18 protein-coding genes and 3 tRNA genes are annotated in these 20,405 nt (G+C 73.3%); 19 read left to right on the top strand and 2 right to left on the bottom strand.

Going from position 1 to position 20,405, the window contains the following annotated elements:
- Positions 1-373: 373 nt before the first annotated feature.
- From FM110_RS12920 to htpX, 9 genes are all read left to right on the top strand, one after another.
- Positions 374-1,312: an FHA domain-containing protein gene (locus FM110_RS12920; RefSeq protein WP_087105154.1), complete on the top strand. Its 939-nt coding sequence runs from the start codon at positions 374-376 to the stop codon at positions 1,310-1,312.
- Positions 1,309-3,003 (top strand): serine/threonine protein kinase, encoded by a 1,695-nt coding sequence (locus FM110_RS12915; protein WP_087105153.1) that lies wholly within the window; start codon positions 1,309-1,311, stop codon positions 3,001-3,003. Before FM110_RS12920 ends, FM110_RS12915 begins: the two co-directional genes overlap by 4 nt.
- Positions 3,004-3,052: 49 nt before the next feature.
- Entirely contained in the window at positions 3,053-3,757 is a 705-nt protein-coding gene (locus tag FM110_RS12910) for an FHA domain-containing protein (RefSeq protein WP_087105161.1), read from the top strand.
- Between the two features lie 109 nt (positions 3,758-3,866).
- Entirely contained in the window at positions 3,867-8,324 is a 4,458-nt protein-coding gene (locus FM110_RS12905; protein ID WP_087105152.1) for an FtsK/SpoIIIE domain-containing protein, read from the top strand.
- Positions 8,325-8,556: 232 nt separating this feature from the next.
- Positions 8,557-8,823 (top strand): WXG100 family type VII secretion target, encoded by a 267-nt coding sequence (locus tag FM110_RS12900; protein ID WP_087105151.1) that lies wholly within the window; start codon positions 8,557-8,559, stop codon positions 8,821-8,823.
- Between the two features lie 256 nt (positions 8,824-9,079).
- Positions 9,080-9,559: a hypothetical protein gene (locus tag FM110_RS12895; RefSeq protein WP_087105150.1), complete on the top strand. Its 480-nt coding sequence runs from the start codon at positions 9,080-9,082 to the stop codon at positions 9,557-9,559.
- Between the two features lie 352 nt (positions 9,560-9,911).
- Positions 9,912-10,169 carry a WXG100 family type VII secretion target gene (locus FM110_RS12890; RefSeq protein ID WP_087105149.1) on the top strand — a complete coding sequence of 86 codons (258 nt, stop codon included), beginning with the start codon at positions 9,912-9,914 and terminating at the stop codon, positions 10,167-10,169.
- Between the two features lie 50 nt (positions 10,170-10,219).
- Positions 10,220-10,489, top strand: coding sequence for a hypothetical protein (locus FM110_RS12885; RefSeq protein WP_143276398.1), 270 nt, complete (start codon positions 10,220-10,222; stop codon positions 10,487-10,489).
- Between the two features lie 213 nt (positions 10,490-10,702).
- The gene (htpX, locus tag FM110_RS12880) at positions 10,703-11,581 is read left to right on the top strand and encodes a zinc metalloprotease HtpX (protein ID WP_407641048.1); all 879 of its coding nucleotides are present in this window, start codon (positions 10,703-10,705) and stop codon (positions 11,579-11,581) included.
- 232 nt (positions 11,582-11,813) lie between these two features.
- On the opposite strand, the gene FM110_RS12875 is transcribed toward htpX, so the two are convergent.
- Positions 11,814-12,302 carry a YajQ family cyclic di-GMP-binding protein gene (locus tag FM110_RS12875; protein ID WP_087105147.1) on the bottom strand — a complete coding sequence of 163 codons (489 nt, stop codon included), beginning with the start codon at positions 12,300-12,302 and terminating at the stop codon, positions 11,814-11,816.
- 265 nt (positions 12,303-12,567) lie between these two features.
- On the opposite strand from FM110_RS12875, the gene FM110_RS12870 reads away from it, so the two are divergent.
- The 10 genes from FM110_RS12870 to FM110_RS12825 all read left to right on the top strand — a co-directional run bounded on the left by FM110_RS12870 (position 12,568) and on the right by FM110_RS12825 (position 18,937).
- Positions 12,568-12,649, top strand: a tRNA-Tyr gene (locus FM110_RS12870).
- 90 nt (positions 12,650-12,739) lie between these two features.
- Positions 12,740-12,812 (top strand) — tRNA-Thr (locus tag FM110_RS12865).
- A gap of 52 nt (positions 12,813-12,864) precedes the next feature.
- Positions 12,865-12,941 (top strand) — tRNA-Met (locus FM110_RS12860).
- 109 nt (positions 12,942-13,050) lie between these two features.
- Positions 13,051-13,221, top strand: a complete 171-nt coding sequence (gene rpmG, locus FM110_RS12855) for a 50S ribosomal protein L33 (protein ID WP_017823818.1) — start codon at positions 13,051-13,053, stop codon at positions 13,219-13,221.
- 192 nt (positions 13,222-13,413) lie between these two features.
- Positions 13,414-13,863 (top strand): FAS1-like dehydratase domain-containing protein, encoded by a 450-nt coding sequence (locus FM110_RS12850; RefSeq protein WP_087105146.1) that lies wholly within the window; start codon positions 13,414-13,416, stop codon positions 13,861-13,863.
- Between the two features lie 20 nt (positions 13,864-13,883).
- The gene (locus FM110_RS12845) at positions 13,884-14,339 is read left to right on the top strand and encodes a MaoC family dehydratase (protein ID WP_087105145.1); all 456 of its coding nucleotides are present in this window, start codon (positions 13,884-13,886) and stop codon (positions 14,337-14,339) included.
- Complete coding sequence (locus tag FM110_RS12840) at positions 14,336-15,502, top strand: UDP-N-acetylmuramate dehydrogenase (RefSeq protein ID WP_200810251.1); 1,167 nt, start codon at positions 14,336-14,338, stop codon at positions 15,500-15,502. The genes FM110_RS12845 and FM110_RS12840 overlap by 4 nt, the downstream gene beginning before the upstream one ends.
- Before the next feature lie 86 nt (positions 15,503-15,588).
- Entirely contained in the window at positions 15,589-16,857 is a 1,269-nt protein-coding gene (gene glyA, locus FM110_RS12835) for a serine hydroxymethyltransferase (RefSeq protein WP_087105144.1), read from the top strand.
- A 191-nt stretch (positions 16,858-17,048) separates the two neighbouring features.
- Positions 17,049-17,960 carry a bifunctional methylenetetrahydrofolate dehydrogenase/methenyltetrahydrofolate cyclohydrolase gene (locus FM110_RS12830; protein WP_087105143.1) on the top strand — a complete coding sequence of 304 codons (912 nt, stop codon included), beginning with the start codon at positions 17,049-17,051 and terminating at the stop codon, positions 17,958-17,960.
- A 158-nt stretch (positions 17,961-18,118) separates the two neighbouring features.
- Positions 18,119-18,937, top strand: coding sequence for an exodeoxyribonuclease III (locus FM110_RS12825; protein ID WP_087105142.1), 819 nt, complete (start codon positions 18,119-18,121; stop codon positions 18,935-18,937).
- Between the two features lie 117 nt (positions 18,938-19,054).
- On the opposite strand, the gene FM110_RS12820 is transcribed toward FM110_RS12825, so the two are convergent.
- Positions 19,055-20,170, bottom strand: coding sequence for a hypothetical protein (locus FM110_RS12820; protein WP_087105141.1), 1,116 nt, complete (start codon positions 20,168-20,170; stop codon positions 19,055-19,057).
- Positions 20,171-20,405: the final 235 nt, after the last annotated feature.

The raw sequence follows: 20,405 nt of genomic DNA, 5'->3' as shown, positions 1-20,405 counted from the left end.
GGTGCAGGCACCGGCACAGCTGCAGGCGCAGGCGCAGACTCGGCCGGCGCAGGATCCCGCCACGATGGAGTTCGTCCCCGACGACCCTGCACCGGCCGAGTCTGCGCCTGCGCCTGCAGCTGTGCCGGTGCCTGCACCTGCACCAGCACCCGCGCCTGTGCCTGCACCTGCGCCTGTGCCCGCTCCTGCACCATCCCCAGCCCCGGCGCCGCCCCCGGCTCCCGCGCCGATCGCTGAGCCCATGTCGTCCCCTGCGCCTTGGTCGGCTCCCGCTTCTGCTCCCGCGCCCCCTCCGGCAGATCCGCCGCCTCCTGCGGACGTGCCGTCTCCTGCGACGGCATCGGCGGCCCCGGGCAGCACGCCCGATGAGCCCGTGGACTCCTCGTATGACGAGCTGTTCGGCGCGACGCTGCACCGGCGCATCGAGGACGCCGCGGTGCGCCCGGGCGGTGACGATCCGGCCGACCGTCCTGAGCCCGATCCGGAGCCCGCGCAGGTGCCGGAGCCGAGCGCGGCGGATCAGGCGCCGGCCGCTCCTGTCGCGGACGCTCCGGCCCCGGTGGAGTTCATCGACTGGGTCCCCGGCATGGGCCGGACCGCGGCGGGCGCTTCCGCCTCCGCCTCGTCGGTCCCCCCTCGGGAATCGCCCACGGCGCCTCCCGCCACCGCGTCCTCGACAGCGCGCCCGACCGGACCGGCCCAGCCCGCTGTGCAGGCCGCCGGGTCCTCGACCCCGTCGGCCCGCGGTCTCCCGCCGCACCCCGGAGCGTCCGCATCGGCGGTGCCGGCGGCATCGCCCGCCGCCGTGGGGTCGCAGGCGCCGAGCTCGCAGCCGTCGACGTCGTCCGGTGCCCCCGTGATGGTGGCCGCGCAGCTGTGCGCCGCAGGGCACCCGTCGCCCCCGGACAGCGGTGTCTGCCGCGTCTGCGGTGCGCCTCTGGACGGGTCGGTCCGCTCCGTCGAGCGGCCGCCGCTGGGAACGCTCGAGATCTCCTCCGGCGGCTCGGTGCGGCTGGATCGCACGGTCGTCCTCGGGCGTCGCCCGCGAGCCTCCCGCGTGAGCGGTGACGACGTGCCGCTGCTGGTGACGGTCCCGAGCCCCCAGCAGGACATCTCCCGCTCCCACCTGGAGATCCGGCCGGAGGGCTGGCATGTCGTGGTGGTGGACCTCGCGACAACCAACGGGACCCGCCTGATGCGGGGTCAGCAGGCGCAGGTGCGCCTGCGACCGCATACCCCGGTCCTGCTGCGCAGCGGCGACGCCCTGGACATCGGGGACGGCGTGATCCTGCGCTGGACGGAGCGCGCATGAGCCCCCGCGCGCCCTCCCGTCCGCCGCGGCTGGACGGCTACGAGTTCCGCTCCGTGCTCGGCGGCGGCGGCTTCGCGGACGTGTTCCTGTACCGGCAGGAGCGCCCCCAGCGCGAGGTCGCCGTCAAGGTGCTCCTCTCCGGCATCGGGGACCTGGGCGTGCGCGCCCAGTTCGAGGCCGAGGCCAACGTCATGGCCGCGATGTCCACCCACCCCTCGATCGTCACGATCCACCAGGCCGAGGTGGCCGATGACGGGCGCCCGTGCATTGTCATGGAGTACTGCTCGCGACCCAACTACGGCGTCCGCTTCCGCAGCGAGCGCATCGCCGTCGAGGAGGCCCTGCGCGTGGGCGTCATGATCGCCGGTGCCGTGGAGACCGCGCACCGCGCCGGGGTGCTGCACCGGGACATCAAGCCGGCCAACATCCTCGTGACCGAGTACAACCGTCCCGCGCTCACGGACTTCGGGATCTCGATCGCGACGACGGAGGCCGGGGACATCGAGGACTCCACGGGGATGTCGATCCCGTGGTCGCCGCCGGAGTGCTTCGCGGACCCGCCGCGCGCGGATGTGCGCTCGGACGTGTTCTCGCTCGCGGCGACGGTCTACTCGCTCCTGGCCGGCCGCACGCCCTTCGAGGCCACGGACCGGCGCAACACGGCCGCGGAGCTGATCCGGCGCATCGAGACGATGCCGCTGCCGCCGCTGGAGAGGCCCGACGCCCCGGCCTCCCTCAGCCGGGTGCTGGCCGTCGCGATGGCCAAGGACCCCGCGGCGCGCTACGACAGCGCCCTCGCCTTCGGCCGCGCCCTGCAGCAGGTCGAGGCGGAGCTCTCGCTGCCGGTCACGGCCATGGACGTCCTCGAGGACCGCTCGCGGCAGCCGGTCGCCGCCCGCGCCGAGCCCGACGACCTCGACATGCACACGCGGATCCGCTCGATCACGACGATCGCCCCGGGCGCCCCGGGCATGCAGGGCGCCCCCGGGGCGCAGGGCGTGCCGGGAGCGCAGGGCATGCACGGCGCAATGGGCATACCGGGAGCGCACTCGCCCGCGCAGCGCGAGATCGACCCGTTCGCGGGCATCGCCCCGGCTCCCGGCGAGCTCGCGGCCTCGCGCGCAGCCGCGCCGGGGGAGTCGACGGCACCGCGCACCATGCTGCGGCCGTCCGCATCCCTTCCCCCGCGCTCGCCCCTCGAGGCGGAGGCGGATCCGGACCCGGAGCCGGAGGGGCGTGGCCTGGGGCTGCCGCCGTGGCTGGTCCTGTCCGTGGTCGGGGCGCTCGTGCTCGCCGTCGGGGTCGGCGCCGTGCTCGGAGTCAGAGCGGCGTTCCCCGAGAAGGAGGGACCGACGCCGCCGGACGATACCACCGAGCCCGTGGCCTTCGACGACCGCGACGTCGCCGCGCCCACGGACATCCGGATCGAGAAGATCGACATGCCGGGGACCGAGGTCGACAAGGCCCGCATCTCGTGGAGCCGCCCGCAGGGCTTCGCGCAGGGCGACGTCTACCTCGTCAGCTGGAAGGATATGGAGGACGGCTACCGGCAGTTCGGGGAGCCGCAGGAGGTGGCAGGGCGCGAGTCCATGGTGATGAACGCGCCGCCGCATCACGACCACGCGTGCGTGCAGGTCGCGGTGCGCGTGCCCAGCGGCGCGGCGCAGTCCGCGGGCGAGGCATGCATGTGAGGACCCCGTCGCCGATCCCGGCGGCGGGCACGAGGGAGGGATGAGCACGATGGCAGCGGTCTCCGTGGAGTTCTGCGGCGAATGGTTCCGGATCGAGGAGGGCGAGGAGCTCACGATCGGGCGCGACGCCCAGCTCACGATCGACGAGGACAACCCGTTCCTGCACCGGCAGTTCCTCTCCATCGTGCAGGTCGACTCGATGTGGTGGCTGGTCAACATCGGGGCGCGGCTGTCGGCCACGATCACCGACACCACCGGCACGATGCAGGCCTGGCTCGCCCCCGGTGCCCGCATCCCGCTCGTCTTCGACGTGACGAAGGTGGTGTTCACCGCCGGCCCGACCACCTACGACCTCTCGATCCACGCCGAGTCGCCCGAGTTCGAGCGCACGCCGAGCGTCGACGACCCGGTGGGGGAGACGACCGTCGGCCCGATCGCGCTCACCCTGAGCCAGAAGCAGCTCATCCTCGCGCTCGCCGAGCCGATGCTCACCCGCGAGGGCTCCGGTATCTCCTCCGTGCCCACCTCCGCGCAGGCAGCCGCCCGGCTCGGCTGGCCGTCGACGAAGTTCAACCGGAAGCTGGACAACGTGTGCGACAAGCTCGACCGCATCGGCGTCCGCGGACTGCGGGGAGGGCCCGGGAAGCTCGCCAGCAACCGGCGCGCCCGGCTCGTGGAGCACGCGGTGTTCTCGCGGCTCGTGACGATCGACGACCTCCCGCTGCTCGAGAAGTCCGCGGATGACGAGGACTGACCTGCGCCGGGCCCTCGCGCCCGATCGTCTGCCGCGGACGGTGCCCGACCGCCCCCGCTGACCCGTCCGCCCCGACGACCCTCCCGCACCCCCAGGAGCAGCCCCTCCCATGCGCATCAAGCTCACCCTGCGCCGCCCCGAGGACCGCCTGACGGACCTCGAGGTGATGGCCGACGCGACCGCCACCGTCGCCGACGTCGCCACCGCGCTGTACCTCGCCGACCCGATGCGCGCCGGGGTGCAGGCGCCCGAGGGGCTGACCCTGCAGATCCAGGACCCCGGGGCGGGGCCGACGGGCGTGCGGGCGCTGGACCGCGAGATCGACCTGATCCAGGCGGGTCTGCGATCGGGCAGCGTCGTCTCGATCGCGCGCTCCTCGACGCAGTACTCGACCCGCGAGGAGGCCCGCGGGCCGGCAGTCGCGCTCCTGCGCGTGCTGTCCGGTCCTGCCGAGGGCCGCGAGTTCCCGCTCCCGACGGGGGCGACCACGATCGGGCGCGAGGGCGACGTCGACATCCGCATCCCCGACCCGGCGCTCTCCCGGCGCCACTGCCGCGTGAACGTCGCGGACACGGTGGAGGTCGTGGACCTCCACTCCGCCAACGGGGTGGTCATGGCGGGGGAGCGCGTTGAGCGTGCCGTGATGGGCCCTGCGGACACGGTCCTGATCGGCGACACGTCCTTCGCCGTGGTGCTGCTGCACCGGCCCGGCGGGGCGGCTCCGTCCTCGCCGGTGGTGCAGTTCAACCGCTCGCCCCGCGTGGTGCCGCGCTTCCCCTACCGGCCGCTGCGGGCGCCGGAGCCGCCGCGGGAGCAGAACCCGCAGGTGTTCCCGATCTTCATGCTGTTCGCCCCGCTGTTCATGGGCGCGTTCATGTTCATGCTCACCGGCTCGCCGCGCTCGCTCATGTTCGTGTTCATGATGCCGCTGATGGCGGGCGCCGGATACATGAACCGCCGCTACCAGCAGAAGAAGGACCTCGAACGGCAGATCGAGAAGTTCGGCGAGGGCATGGCCTCCCTCAAGCGACGTGTCGCGGCCGCCCAGCAGCTCGAGCGCGCCGTGCGCCTGGTCGAGACGCCGGGCGCCGCCGACACGGTCGACTCGGCGTTCCGCCTCGGGCGCCTGCTGTGGACCCACCGCCCGGAGCACGACGCCTTCGGCACGGTGCGCCTGGGTATCGGGATCGCGCCCTCGCGGGTGGGCATCGATCTGCCCAACGAGAACAACTGCATCGCTCGCTTCTGGGACGAGCTGCTCGACATGCAGGAGGAGTACTCGCAGATCGCGGGCGTGCCGATCGTCGGTGATCTGCGGGAGTGCGGCAGCATCGGCGTGGCCGGGGCCGGGGGAGAGGCCGCCGGGACCGCGCGCGGGATCCTCATGCAGCTGGCGGGCCTGCACTCGCCGGCGGACGTCGCGCTGGCGGCGATCACGTCGAGCACGAGCCTGGCCGACTGGGAATGGCTCAAGTGGCTGCCGCACACCTCGAGCCCGCATTCGCCGCTGCCGGGCGACCACCTCGCATCCACGCGCCTGCAGGGCATCTCGCTCATCTCCCGGATCGAGGAGCTCATCGAGCAGCGCGGCGAGGGCGCCCCGGCGCAGCTGCGACGCCCCCTCACGATCGACGTCTCCGACCCGCCCGAGGAGCCCGCGGAGCCCGTGACCCCGTCGCTCGTGCTCGTCGTCGAGGACGACGCCCCCGTGGACCGGGCCCGCCTGGTCCGCATCGCCGAGCGCGGGCCGGACGTCGGCGTGCACGTCCTGTGGTGCGCCGCCGACGTCGCCGCCCTCCCGGCCGCATGCCGCACCTACGTCTCGGTCGACGCCGCGGTCGAGGGCGCGAGCTCGGGGCATGTGCGGCGCGGCGAGCGCTCCTACCCGGTGACCGTCGAGACGGTGTCGGTGGACGTCGCGACGGGGGTCGCCCGCCACCTGGCGCCCCTGGTCGACGCGGGCGTGCCGATCGACGACGACTCGGACCTGCCGCGGTCGATCAACTGGCTCAAGCTCGCGGGCACCGAGCTCGCGGAGGACCCGACGGCGATCGTGGAGCGCTGGAAGGAGAACGGCTCGCTGACCCCGCGCGACGGCGGCGCCCCCGTGCGCCGCAGCCACGACGGGAACCTGCGCGGCCTCATCGGCCACGACGGCACCGACGCGTTCTCGCTCGACCTGCGCACGCAGGGCCCGCACGCCCTGGTGGGCGGCACGACGGGCGCCGGCAAGTCCGAGTTCCTGCAGGCCTGGGTGATGGGCATGGCCACCGCGCACAGCCCCGACCGGGTCACCTTCCTGTTCGTCGACTACAAGGGCGGCGCCGCCTTCGCCGACGCGATCACGCTGCCCCACGCGGTCGGCCTGGTCACCGACCTGTCCCCGCACCTGGTGCGCAGAGCGCTCACGTCGCTGCGCGCGGAGCTGCACTACCGCGAGCACCTGCTGAACCGGAAGAAGGCCAAGGACCTGATCTCGCTCGAGCGCACGGGCGACCCCGAGTGCCCGCCCAGCCTGATCATCATCGTCGACGAGTTCGCGGCCCTGGCCAAGGAGATCCCGGAGTTCGTCGACGGCGTCGTGGACGTCGCGGCGCGCGGGCGCTCGCTCGGGCTGCACCTGATCCTGGCCACCCAGCGCCCCGCGGGCGTCATCAAGGAGAACCTGCGGGCCAACACAAACCTGCGCATCGCCCTGCGGATGGCGGACGAGGCCGACTCCAAGGACATCCTCGGCGACCAGATGGCCGCGCACTTCGACCCGGGGATCCCCGGGCGCGCGGCCGCCAAGACGGGGCCGGGCCGCATCGCGACGTTCCAGACCGGCTACGCCGGCGGCTGGACGACCGACGAGCCCGAGCGCGCCCGGATCGACATCGTCGAGCGCGCCTTCGGCACCGGCGAGGCCTGGGACATCCCGCGGCCCGTCGTCACCGAGGTCAAGGACCCGGGGCCCAACGACATCTCCCGCATGGTCCGCACCATCACGCGGGCCGCCGACGACGCCGGCGTGCCCGCGCCCCGCAAGCCGTGGCTGTCGGAGCTCGCCGCCGCCTACGACCTGTCGCGCCTGCCCACCCGGCGCACCGACGAGGAGCTGCTGCTGGGCGTCATGGACGTCCCCGAGGACCAGGCGCAGCCGACCGTCTCCTACGTCCCGGACCGCGACGGGAACATGGCCGTGTACGGCACCGGCGGCTCGGGCAAGTCGACGACCCTGCGGACCATCGCGATCGCCGCCGCCTCGACGGTCCGCGGCGGGCCGGTCCACGTGTACGGCCTCGACTTCGGGGCCTCGGGCCTGACGATGCTCGAGGAGCTCCCGCACGTCGGCGCGATCATCCCGGGAGACGACGAGGAGCGGGTGATCCGCCTCCTGCGGACCCTGCGCCAGATCGTGGACGACCGCGCCAAGGAGTTCGCGCGCGTGCGTGCGGGCTCGGTGACCGAGTACCGCCGCCTCGCGAGCGCGCCCGAGACCCCGCGCATCCTGCTGCTGGTCGACGGCATGGCCGCCTTCCGCGAGGCCTACGACTACTCCAACCTCGCCAAGTGGTTCACGACCTTCGTGCAGATCGCGACGGACGGCCGTCCCGTCGGCGTGCACGTGATCGTCACGGGCGACCGGCCCAACGCCGTGCCGGCGTCGCTGGGCTCGTCGATCCAGCGCCGCCTGATCCACCGCATGGCCTCGGCCGACGACTACGGGATGTTCGGGGAGACCAAGGACGTGCTCGACGGCTCCTCGCCCCCCGGCCGGGCGATCCTCGAGGGGCACGAGGTCCAGATCGCGGTGCACGGCGGCGACGCGAACGTCGCCATCCAGTCGCGCGAGGTCTCCAAGCTCGCCGCGGCGATGCGGCGCGCGGGGGTCGCGCAGGCGCCTCCGGTGGCGCCCCTGCCCGAGCGCGTCGAGCTGTCCGGCCTGCGGCCGCTGGTGGACGGGCAGCCGGTGCTCGGCCTGGCCGACGAGACGATGGCGGAGCTCGCCTTCGAGCCGCGCGGCGCGTTCATGATCTCCGGGCCCATCGGGGCGGGCCGCACGACGGCCCAGCTGACCCTCGCCACCGGGCTGCGCGCGCTCGAGGTGCCGATGCGCCTGGTCCGCTTCTCGGCACGCCGGACGCCGCTGACGGGCGATGCCGTCTGGGACGTGGAGGCCTCGGATCCGGAGCAGGTGCGCGCGCTCGCGCAGCAGCTGACCCAGACGATCGAGGCCGGCGCCGTCCCGGAGGGCCGCCTCGCCCTGTTCATCGACGGGGTCGCGGACTTCACCGGGACGGGCGCCGAGAACGATCTGGAGAAGCTGATCCGCGCCGCCACCCGGGAGGGCCAGTTCGTCGTGGGCGAGAACGAGTCGTCGACCTGGTCGCAGGCCTACCAGCTGGCCAAGCCCTTCAAGTCCGGCCGCCGCGGCCTGCTGCTGCAGCCGTCCGACGGCGACGGCGACACCCTGCTGGGCACGCCGCTCGGGCGCGTGCGCCAGAAGGACTTCCCGCCGGGCCGCGGCTTCCTCGTCGCGTCCGGACGCGCCGTCAAGGTGCAGGTGGCGCAGGTGACCGGCTGACGGACAGGTCAGTGCGCACGCTCCTGCTCCCGATGCGCCGTCCTCGGCGTTTCCTCCACACCGGTGTCCGTCCACATGGGGAGTGCTCCCCATGTCCGCGGCCCGCGGCGCGCCCTACGCTGACGAGGACATCGAACGCGGGGTCGGCCGTCGGCCGGGCCGGGCCGCCCGCCCTCGCCGGGGCAGGGGCCGAGCGGAACCGCAGGGACTGGCGCAGGGGAAGGGAACCAGCATGAACGCGACGAAGGGCATGGCCGTCGAGGAGGTCCGCCGCATGGCGCAGATGCTCGCCGACGCCTCCGAGGAGATCACGGGCATCAAGGACGAGCTCACCGCGGGCCTCGCGGAGGTCGACTGGACGGGACCGGACGCCGATCGCTTCCGCTCGCAGTGGGAGGGCGAAATGGTCCCCGCCCTCCAGGAGATCTCGCAGTCGGTCGGCGAGCTCGGCACCACGGCCGAGTCGAACGCGGCGCAGCAGGACGCGGCCTCCTCCTGAGCATTCCCCGCGGCGTCGCTCCCGGCCGGGAGGACGCCTGAGGGGACGGAGCCCCCGTCGGCACCGTCGGACTGCTCCCCGGATACCGGACCGAGAACTCGGCTCCGCCCTCCGGGGAGCGGTTCGCCGCCGACGGGGGCTCGCGCATCCGGGGCCGCAGACCGCCGCAGAACCGAGGGCCCTGCCGCAGAACCGAGGACGACGGATCGCGGGGTTGGTATCTTGGGCGCCACCGACCCGAGGAGCACTCTGCGAGATGCCCACGACAGTCACGTATCCGAGCGCCGAGCTGCCCGGCCCGCCGCGGATCTCCCTGTCGCTCCCCGACGGCTGGGAGATCCTCACCGTCCCCGGCGTCCAGATCGCAGCGGCCGAGCCCGCGCGCGACGCGGGCTTCCGCACCAATCTCGTCGTGAGCGTCCAGCGGGCCGCCGCCGGCACGGAGCTGTCCTCGGTCGCCGCTGATCTCGCGCGGCGCACAGCCGAGCTGCCCGCGCACGAGGACCTGGGGACGGGCGAGCTCGAGATCGCAGGGCGCAGCTGGCTGGCGAGCGAGTACGGGTACACGCAGGCGGGCGCGGACACGGTGGTCCAGGCATCCCGGTACTGCGTGCTGGACCGGGGGAGCGCCACCGACGTGGTCGAGGTGGTCGGCAGCTGCGGGGCCGAGCGGGCTGACACGCAGATCGAGATCATCCGGGGCATGCAGGACTCCGTCCGGATCGACATCCCCTGATCGCGCCCTGACCGCGCTCGGCGCGGTGAACCGCTGATGACCGCAGAGCGTCGGACCGGTGAACGTCCGGCTCCGCGGGGTGTGGAGGAGTCGCGGAGCGCTGGCCGCCGCCGGTCCTGATCGAAGCGTCACCGCAGGTCAGAGGTGTTTCTTTGCGGCATGGGCCGGGATAGGCGAGGAGCGGCGGAAGCACGGTGATCCACATGGGGAGTTGTCCCCATCGCCCTGTGGCCCGCGTCTCCCTAATCTGGAGCCATCACCGAGGGACGGGATCGAGGAAGCGGCGCGACGCCGCGGAGCTCCCGGTCGGTGGGACCGAGAGCAACACCAACGAACACACGGAGGGGTAACCATGAAGAAGGGCATGAATCCGGAGGCCGTCGAGCAGCTCGCGACCTCTGTCCAGGACGCCACTGACCAGGCCACGCAGCTCTACAACACCGCTCGCGACGCCCTCGAGGGCCTCGACTGGACCGGTGAGGACCGTGATCGCTACGTCTCCGAGTTCGAGGACCTGGGCTCCCAGGTCCAGGACCTCGTGCGCCAGGGCACCGAGCTCGCCCAGCGTCTGACCACCAACGCCCAGCAGCAGCGCCAGGCCTCCGCCTGAGCCGGGTCCGCCTCCACCACGAACTCACATCACACGAAGGGGATTGAACAATGGCTTTCAAGGGAATGAACCCGGACCAGGGGCGCGACACCGCTGAGGCGATCAAGAACGCCGGCACCCAGACGCAGGAGCTCTTCGAGACCCTCACCGGCCAGGTGCAGGGCGTCGAGTGGGTCGGCCCCGACGCCGACACCTTCAAGGGCGACTGGACCAGCTACGTCGGCGGCATCGTCGCCCAGGTGACCGACCTGTACAACACCAAGTCGACCGACCTGAACACCCACGCGGACGAGCAGGACGACACCTCGAACCAGAACTGAGCCGGCGCTCTCCGAGCGCCCCAGGCCCGACGGCCCCGCAGCCTCCTTCGCAGCTGCGGGGCCGCGGTGCGTCCGGGACGCCCAGCTGACGGTCCGGAACCGCTCGTACACTGGCCGCCACGCAGGCAGGACGGGTGCGCGCCCGCCCTCGCCGCGTGGACGAAGGACGCCGGGGTGCGGAAGGGAGCCGGGGTGCAGATGGGCCGCGGAGCGATGAACACCGTGAAGACGGCGGCGCTGTTCGGGGCGCTGTGGGGCGTCCTGCTGGCCCTGGGCTGGCTGATCGGGGACGGCAGCGCTCGGTTCGTCTGGATCTTCGCGCTGATCGGCCTCATCGGGACGTTCATCAGCTTCTGGAACTCCGACCGGATCGCTCTGCGCGCCATGCGCGCCGTCCCGGTGAGCCGCCAGGAAGCCCCTCGCCTCCACGCGATCGTCGAGGAGCTCGCCCGCGAGGCGGGACAGCCGATGCCCCGCCTCTACGTCTCGCCCACCGAGCAGCCCAACGCCTTCGCCACCGGGCGCAGCCCGCGGCATGCCGCCGTCTGCGCGACGCAGGGGATCCTGCGGATGCTGGACGAGCGCGAGCTGCGCGGCGTGCTGGGCCACGAGCTCATGCACGTCTACAACCGGGACATCCTCACCAGCTCGGTGGCCGCGGGCATCGCGGGCATCATCACCTCTCTCGCGCAGATGGCGCTGTGGGCGGGCGGCGGCCGCGACCGGGAGGGCGGCGGCATCATCGGCGCGCTCGCGGCCATGATCCTCGCGCCGCTGGCCGCCTCGCTGATCCAGCTGGCGATCTCGCGCACCCGGGAGTACGACGCCGACGAGGACGGGGCGCGCCTGACCGGGGACCCGCTGGGGCTGGCCTCCGCCCTCGCGAAGATCTCCGGCGGCGTCGCCGCGCGGCCCCTGCGGCCCGAGCAGGAGATCGTCAACTCCTCGCACCTCATGATCGCCAGTCCCTTCCGCCCCGGCGAGGGCGTGAGCGGACTGTTCTCCACGCACCCGCCGATGGAGCAGCGGATCGCGCGGCTCGAGGACATGGCCCGTCGCATGCCGTCCGGGCCCTTCGGAGCGATGCGCTGACAGGCCCGTCCCGCAGTCTCGCCGCGGGCCGCGAGGGGTCGCCCCGCAGTCTCGCTGCGAGCCGCCAGGAGTCGTACCGCAGTCTCGCTGCGAGCCGCGAGGGTGCGGCGGAGGGCAGGCCCGCTGTCGCCCGGATGCGACAGAGGCGGCCGCCCCCCGCTCCCATGAGGGAGGGTGGCGGCCGCCTCGTGCTCTGCGCCTGCCGGACCGATCGGGCCCGGGGCCAGGGGGATCAGCGATAATTGACGAACTGCAGCGCCGTCTCGAGGTCCTTGCCCTTGAGCAGCGCGATCACCTGCTGCAGATCGTCGCGGCTCTTGGAGGAGACGCGGAGCTCGTCGCCCTGGATCTGCGCCTTGACGCCCTTGGGGCCCTCGTCGCGGATGATCTTGGAGATCTTCTTGGCCTCATCGGAGGCGATGCCCTCCTTGAGCGCGGCGACCAGGCGCACCTCCTTGCCGGACTGCTTGGGCTCGCCCACGTCGAGCGACTTCAGCGAGAGGCCGCGGCGGATCAGCTTGGACTGCAGCACGTCCAGGACGGCCAGCACGCGCTCCTCGGCATTGGCGACCATGACGATCTCGTCGCCGGAGAGCGTGACGCTCGCGCCCGTGCCGCGGAAGTCGTAGCGCTGCCCGATCTCCTTGGCGGCCTGGTTGACGGCGTTGTCGACCTCCTGGCGGTCGAGCTTGGAGACGATGTCGAACGAGGAATCGGCCATGACGGTCCTTCTGGTCGTGGTGTGCGGGTGGTGCTCGTGGTGTGCGGATGGTGCTCGTGGTGTGCGGGGCGGTGCGCGGGCGGCGCCCGCGCCGGCTCGGCCCGCCGCCCACTGTAGACGGGCGGCATCGGCCCTGTGATCAGCCTCATGCGCCGCTGGCCCGCCCCCGGTTCGCGCGATCCCGGGCAGGTCTGTAGGATGATCCAGTCCGGTTCTGCGGTCGCCCGGCTTCACGGCTCGGGGGCGCGGCGCCGAACGCCTTCCCGGCAGGTTACCCGAGTGGCCAAAGGGGGCTGACTGTAAATCAGCTGGCTATGCCTACGGGGGTTCGAATCCCTCACCTGCCACGCCGAGGATCGCATGCGTGTGATCCCAGGCACCGAAGGACTCGCGCGGTTTGTCCGCAGGTCATCGCGACTGTAGAGTTCTCCGGGCTTGCCCTGATAGCTCAGTCGGCAGAGCATCTCCATGGTAAGGAGAAGGTCAAGGGTTCGATTCCCTTTCAGGGCTCTGATGGGCATCGGCCCGGTCTCGTACGAGGCCGGGCCGATATGCCGATCAGGCCGGGGTAGCTCAGACGGTTAGAGCGCACGACTCATAATCGTGAGGTCGCGGGTTCGATCCCCGCCCTCGGTACCATTCCCCTCCGCCCCGCGGCGGCGGGGAGTGCACGAACATCCGTCCCTCGCATGCGAGGGCACCACCGGCGCGCGGGCCAGAGCGCGCGCCCGACTCAGAGAGGCGAGTCATGGCGAGCAAGAGCTCTGACGTGCGTCCGAAGATCACGATGGCCTGCACCGAGTGCAAGGCCCGCAACTACATCACCAAGAAGAACCGCCGCAACACTCCGGATCGGCTCGAGCTCTCGAAGTTCTGCCCGACCTGCGGCAAGCAGACGGCGCACCGCGAGACCCGCTGACGGTCCGCACCGCGCACCAGAGCCACTCGGAGGCACAGCCCCCGGGTGGCTCTCGTGCATCCCGGCCCGGTCCTGTCAGCCCGATGCGGAGACCGCTCCCGGTCCCGCGTCCCGGGACCGCGGCCGCGCACCGGCGATGATGCCGGTGACGCCCCTGCGCGGCACCCCGCCCTTCCCGACCGAGGAGACCCGATGAGCACGACCCCCGACCCGTCGTTCGCCGGCCGGACCTACCCCGCCGGTCCGGCGTCCGCGGTCACCGCGGAGCAGATCGCCGCCTTCGCCGCCGCCACCGGCGCGACCAGCCCGCTGCACACCGATCCCGAGGCGGCGCGCGCCGCCGGGCACCGCGACGTCGTCGCCCCGCCGACCTTCCTGGTCTCCCTGGCCCAGCGCACCGAGGCCGCCTACATCGAGGACCCCGCCGCCGGCATCGACTTCTCCCGCGTGGTCCACGGCGAGGAGCGCTTCGCGCTCGCGCGTCCCATCGTCGCCGGGGATGTGCTGGTGCCGACCCTGACCGTCGAGTCCGTCCGCCTCGTGGGCGGCAACGCCATGATCACCACCTCGGTCGCGATGGCCGACGAGCAGGGCGAGCACGTCGCCGCCGTCCGCAGCAGCCTCGTCGTCCGCGGCGAGTGAAGGAGCCAAAAGCAGATCCCATGAGTACTCCCACCACGCCCGTCCGCCTCGCGGACCTCGCCGTCGGCGACGTCGTCTCCGAGCGCATCTTCCCGATCAGCCGCGACACCCTCGTGCGCTACGCGGCCGCCTCCGGCGACTTCAACCCGATCCACTACAACGACGAGTTCGCCCGGTCCGTCGGCCTCGACGGCGTCATCGCCCACGGCATGCTGACCATGGGCACGGCGGTCAACGCCGTGACCGACTGGATCGGCGACCCCGGGGCGATCCGCGAGTACGGCGCCCGCTTCACGCGGCCCGTGCCCGTCCCTGCGCTCGAGGCCACCGAGCTGACCGTCACCGCGACCGTCGGCGCGATCGACGCGGAGGCCGGGACGGTCCGCATCGACCTGACCGCCGTCGTCGGCGGAGCCTCCGTGCTCGGCCGCGCCCGGGCCACCGTCGCGCTGCCCTCCGCCGGGAGCGCGGCATGAGCGAATCCGCGTCGCCCGCGATGCCGTCGTCCGCCTCGACGCTGGCCGACCTCACCACGCTGCGCATCGGCGGCCCCGTCCGCCGCCTCGTCGAGGCGCGGGACGAGCACGAGCTGATCGCCGCCGTGCGCGAGGCCGATGAGGCAGGGGAGCCCCTGCTCGTCCTCGGCGGCGGCTCCAACCTCGTCGCCTCCGACGCCCCGTTCGAGGGTACCGTCGTGCTGGTCCGCGACGGCGGCGGCGCGCCGCGGCTCGACGCCTCCTGCGAGATCCCGACATCCGGCGAGCCCGACGGCCGCCCCGTCGACCCGGCCTCGGACGAGATCCCGGGCGCCACCTGCGGCGGCGTGATCGTCGAGCACTTCGCCGGGGTCCGCTGGGACGATGCCGTCCGCTACGCGGTCGAGCGCGAGCTCATCGGCATCGAGGCCCTCTCCGGGATCCCCGGGACCGTCGGCGCCGTGCCGATCCAGAACGTCGGCGCGTACGGCCAGGAGGTCGCCCAGACCATCACCCGCGTGCGCACCTGGGACCGAGAGGCCGGGGCCGTGCGCACCTTCTTCGCCGCCGACTGCGCCTTCGCCTACCGCGATTCGATCTTCAAGCGCACCCCCTACGGCGGCCCCGTGCCGTCGGCCACCGGGCGCTACGTCGTCCTGTCCGTCACGTTCCAGCACCGCCAGGGGGATCTCTCCGCGCCGATCCGCTACGCCGAGCTCGCCCGGCAGCTGGGCGTCGAGGTCGGCGACCGCGCGCCCATGACCGCGGTCCGCGAGACGGTGCTGCGCATCCGCGCCTCCAAGGGGATGGTGCTGGACAGCCGCGACCACGACACCTGGAGCGCCGGCTCCTTCTTCACCAATCCGATCCTGACGGCCGAGGAGGCCGCGCGTCTGCCCGAGGACGCGCCGCGGTTCGCCGCGGGGGAGGGGCGCGTCAAGACGAGCGCCGCCTGGCTCATCTCGCACGCGGGCTTCGACAAGGGCTTCGCGGTGTCCGAGCGCGCGTCGCTGTCGACCAAGCACTCGCTCGCGCTGACCAACCGCGGCGGCGCCACCAGCCACGACCTCCGCGAGCTCGCGACGACCGTGCAGGCGGGCGTCGCCGAGCGCTTCGGGGTGCGCCTCGAGGCCGAGCCCGTGCGCCTGGGCGTCGAGATCTGAGCCGCCCTGCCGGAGGCCGTGCAGCGCCCCTAGGATGAGGGGCATGCCCCGGCCGGGGCCAGCGCCGTCGCACGTCAGGAGAGCCCGTGAGCGTCAACGACCAGTCCATCGTCGAGATCGACCCCGACATCGCGCAGGTCCTCGACCGGGAGCTGGCCCGCCAGCAGAGCACCCTGGAGATGATCGCGAGCGAGAACTTCGTCCCGCGCGCCGTCCTGCAGGCCCAGGGCTCCGTCCTCACCAACAAGTACGCCGAGGGCTACCCGGGCAAGCGCTACTACGGCGGCTGCGAGGAGGTCGACGTCGCCGAGCAGATCGCCATCGACCGCGCGAAGGAGCTGTTCGGCGCCGAGCACGCCAATGTCCAGCCCCATTCGGGCGCGACCGCGAACGCCGCCGTCATGCACGCCCTCGCCCGCCCGGGCGACACCCTCATGGGTCTCTCGCTCGCCCACGGCGGGCATCTGACCCACGGCATGAAGATCAACTTCTCCGGCCGCCTGTACGACATCGCCGCCTACGAGGTCGACCCCGCGACCGGCCGCATCGACATGGACGCCGTGCGCGCCCTCGCGAAGGAGCACAGCCCGAAGGTCATCGTCGCCGGCTGGTCCGCATACCCGCGCCAGCTCGACTTCGCCGCCTTCCGGGAGATCGCCGACGAGGTCGGAGCGGCCCTGTGGGTCGACATGGCCCACTTCGCCGGGCTCGTGGCCGCGGGCCTGCACCCGAGCCCCGTCCCGCACGCCGACGTCGTCTCCACGACCGTGCACAAGACCCTCGCCGGCCCCCGCTCGGGCATGATCCTCTCGCGCGAGGAGCACGCCAAGAAGATCGACTCGGCCGTGTTCCCCGGTCAGCAGGGCGGACCGCTCATGCACGTGATCGCCGCCAAGGCGATCGCCCTGAAGATCGCCGGCTCCGAGGAGTTCCGCGACCGCCAGGTGCGCACCCTCGAGGGCGCGACGATCCTCGCCGATCGCCTCCAGGCCGCCGACACCGCGAAGGCGGGGGTCAAGGTCATGTCGGGCGGCACGGACGTGCACCTCGTGCTCGTCGACCTCGTCGAGTCCGCGCTCGACGGCCAGCAGGCCGAGGACCGCCTCCACGAGGTCGGCATCACGGTCAACCGCAACGCCGTCCCCAACGACCCGCGGCCGCCGCGCGTCACCTCGGGCCTGCGGATCGGCACGCCCGCGCTCGCGACCCGCGGGTTCGGGGCCGAGGAGTTCACGGAGATCGCCGACGTCATCGCGCTCGCGCTCACCGACGGCGCCGATCCGGAGTCCCTTCGCCGCCGCACCGCGGCGCTCGCGGACGCCAAGCCCCTGTACGCGGGGCTCCAGCAGTACTGATGCACCCCGGGTCCCGGGTCCGCGCCGCCGCGGGCCCGGGACCCTGTACGAGGCGAGGGCATCGGCGCCCTCGCCGACGGACAGCCGGACGTGCGCCGGGACCCGGCGCACGACGACCGCGCAGGCGCGCCACCCGAGCGCCGGCGCAGACCATGCAGACGCGACGACGACACGTCACGAACAGGAGCACCATGACCGCCCAGATCCTCGACGGCAAGGCCACCGCGAAGAAGATCAAGGAGGAGCTCGCCGAGCGCGTCGCCGCGCTCGTCGCCGCCGGGCACCCGCAGCCGGGCCTGGCGACCGTGCTGGTGGGCGACGACCCCGGCAGCGCCGCCTACGTGCGCGGCAAGCACCGCGACTCCGAGCAGATCGGCCTGAACTCGATCCAGAAGCACCTGGGCGCGGACGCGACGCAGGAGGAGGTCGCCGCGGTGATCGAGGAGCTCAACGCCGATCCCGCCTGCACCGGCTACATCGTCCAGCTCCCGCTGCCCAAGCACCTGGACCAGGACGCGCTGATCGAGCTGATTGACCCGGACAAGGACGCCGACGGCCTGCACCCCACCAACCTCGGGCGCCTGGTGCTCAACGCCAACCAGCCGATCACGACGCCGCTGCCCTGCACGCCGCGCGCCGTCATCGAGCTGATGGCCCGCCACGGGCTGGACCTGCGCGGCAAGGACGTCGTGGTCGTGGGCCGCGGCGTGACCGTCGGCCGCTCGATCGGCGCCCTCATGACCCGCCGCGAGCACAATGCGACCGTGACGCTGTGCCACACCGGCACGGTGGACCTGGCCTCCCACCTGCGTCGCGCGGACGTGATCGTCGCGGCCGCCGGCAGTGCGCACCTCGTCACGGCCGAGGACGTGAAGCCCGGGGCCGTGGTGCTCGACGTGGGCGTCTCGCGCGTGGAGAGCGACGAGGAGGGCGGGAAGGCCGTGCTGACGGGGGATGTGCACCCCGATGTCGCCGAGGTCGCCGCCTGGATCTCCCCGAACCCGGGCGGCGTGGGGCCGATGACCCGCGCGCTGCTGGTGACCAACGTGGTCGAGGCGGCCGAGCGCGCCGCCGGCATGGGACCGGGGGCTGAGAAGGCCTGATCGCTGCTCCCCGGCGGCGCCGCGCGCCGCTACCGGGCCGGGACCGCCCCGAGGCGCGAGGGACGAAGGGTCGGGCACCGGACCCGGACGTGAGGGCCGGGCGCCGCACCCGCGGTGCCCGGCCCTCGTCCGTCGGCCCCGGCTGGAATACTGGCGGCATGCCTCTCACGATCGCCACCGTCAACGTCAACGGCCTGCGCGCCGCCGCCCGCAAGGGCATGGTCGACTGGCTCGCGTCCACCGACGCCGATGTCATCACGCTGCAGGAGGTCCGCGCCCCCGACGAGCTGCTCGAGGGCCTCGTCGGCAAGGACTGGCAGATCACGGGGGAGGCCTCGCTGCTCAAGGGCCGCGCCGGCGTCGCGACCGCGGTGCGCGCCGGCCGGGAGGGCGTGGACCTCGAGGCCACGCGCCGCGGCATCGGCCTGGACGGCGATGCGCATACGGGCCGCTGGCTCGAGACCGACCTCGCCGACCCCCTCGGCGACGGCCACGACCTGACCGTCGTCTCGCTGTACCTGCACTCGGGCAACACCGAGAAGCCGCAGACCATGATCGACAAGTACGCGATGCTCGACCGGATGCTCGAGCGCATGGCCGAGCTCCGCGCCGACGGCCGTCACGTGGTGGTGACCGGCGACTGGAACATCGCCCACCGCGAGGTCGACATCAAGAACTGGAAGGGCAACCTGAAGTCCGCCGGCTTCCTCCTCGAGGAGCGCGCCTACCTCGACCGCCTGCTCGTCGAGGGCGAGTGGGTGGACGTCCACCGGACGCTCGCGGGCGAGGGCCCCGGGCCGTACACGTGGTGGTCCCAGCGCGGCAAGGCGTTCGACAACGACTCCGGCTGGAGGATCGACTACCAGATCGCCTCGCCCGAGCTCGCGGCGCGCGCGGTCTCCGCCCGCGTGGACCGGGCGCCCAGCTACGACACCCGCTGGTCCGACCACGCACCGCTGGTGGTCACCTACGCCTGAGCGGCGATGACGGTTCCGCGCGGTGGTGCGCCGTGCGGTGGGGAGCCGCGCGGCACCGCCGTGCCGCGGTCACCGTGAGCCCCAGGCGCGGCGACCAGGGGCCGGGCGGTGTGCGGATCAGGAGCCGCCGGTCGAACCGGTGCTGTCTGCTCCCGCGCCGCTGCTCGTGCTCCCCGTGCCACTGCCCGTGCTGTCACCTGTGCTGCTGCTCGTGCCCGTCCCGCTGCCCGTGCTGGTGGCTGAAGAGGTGCCGCTGGTGCGCGCGGCGCGCTCGGCGACGGCCGCCGAGCCCTTCTTCAGCAGGTCCAGCGCCGCGCGGCCCTGCTCGGTCTCGAGGAATCCCTTGGCCGAGTCGGCCACGCCCCGGGCGGAGTCGGCGAGGTCGAGCACGCGCCGCACGTCGGAGGGGCGCCAGCGCTCCCGCTCCTTCCGCTCCCGGCCACTCGGACCGGTGCCGCTGGCCGCACCGCCCTGCCGCGGCCGCGCCTGCTCGGCCCCGAAGAACCGAGGGATGCGGATGCTCTCGCCGCCCGCGGCGGCGCCCGCCGCCCCGGTCGTGCCGATGCCAGCTCCTTCGTCCGCCGCCTGCGCGGGGCCGCCCGTCGCGGCGTCGGCCGCGCCCTCGGCGATGCGGCGTCGCGAGGCCATCGCCCAGCGCAGCTCCTGCGGCGCCGTGACCAGCGCGCTGAGCGTCTCGCGCGCGCCGTCGCGGAGCAGGCGCTGCTGGGTCTCGGCGAAGATCTCGCGGTCGGCGGGCCTGTCGGGCACGCCCTGCAGCCGGGCCGCGGCGTCCACGAGGTAGGAGGCGAGCGTGCTGGTCGCCTCGAGCGTGAAGCCGTGCGCATCGGCCGAGCTCGGGGACAGGGCGACCGCGCGCGCCTCGCGGGCGCTCGGCGCATCCGCCCGGACGTCGAGCACGGCTAGCGTGCGATCCATGAAGGCCAGGTAGTCGCGGTCCGCGAGGAGGTCGGCGGTCGCGAGGTCGGCCCGGCTGAAGCCCTCGGGCACCGCGATCGCGTCCAGGCCCTCCCGCACGAACTCCGCGCGCACCGCGTCCTGGGCGAGGACGCGCGCCAGGAACAGCAGGTCCTCCGGGGAGGGGCGGCGAGGCGCCTGGGGGAGGACCGTGCGGACCTCGGCGCCGATCTGCAGCGACACAGCCGCGCGGCGGAGGACGGGCCGGGGATCGGCCGCGCGCACGGCGGCAGGGGAGAGGGCGGGGCGGCGTGCCATGGGAGCCTCCAGACGATCCGGACGATGCCGAGTGCATGTCCCCGTGACGGGGACCGTGCCCGCAGTGTAGGGGCCCGGCATCGGGCACCCCTGAGCGGGGCGACCGATCGGACGGCACCGCGCGAGCGGCCGGGCCCTGGGGCGGGAACGATCGGACGGCACCGCGCGAGCGGCGGGCGGCTAATTCTGGTCCGCATGCGCGAGGGCCCCGGCGATCGCAGGATCGACGGGGCCC

The sequence above is a fragment of the Brachybacterium nesterenkovii genome (genome assembly GCF_900163655.1).
GTDB lineage: Bacteria > Actinomycetota > Actinomycetes > Actinomycetales > Dermabacteraceae > Brachybacterium > Brachybacterium nesterenkovii.
Note: the sequence above shows the minus strand (reverse complement) of the source record. Positions and strands in the feature narration are given on the sequence as shown.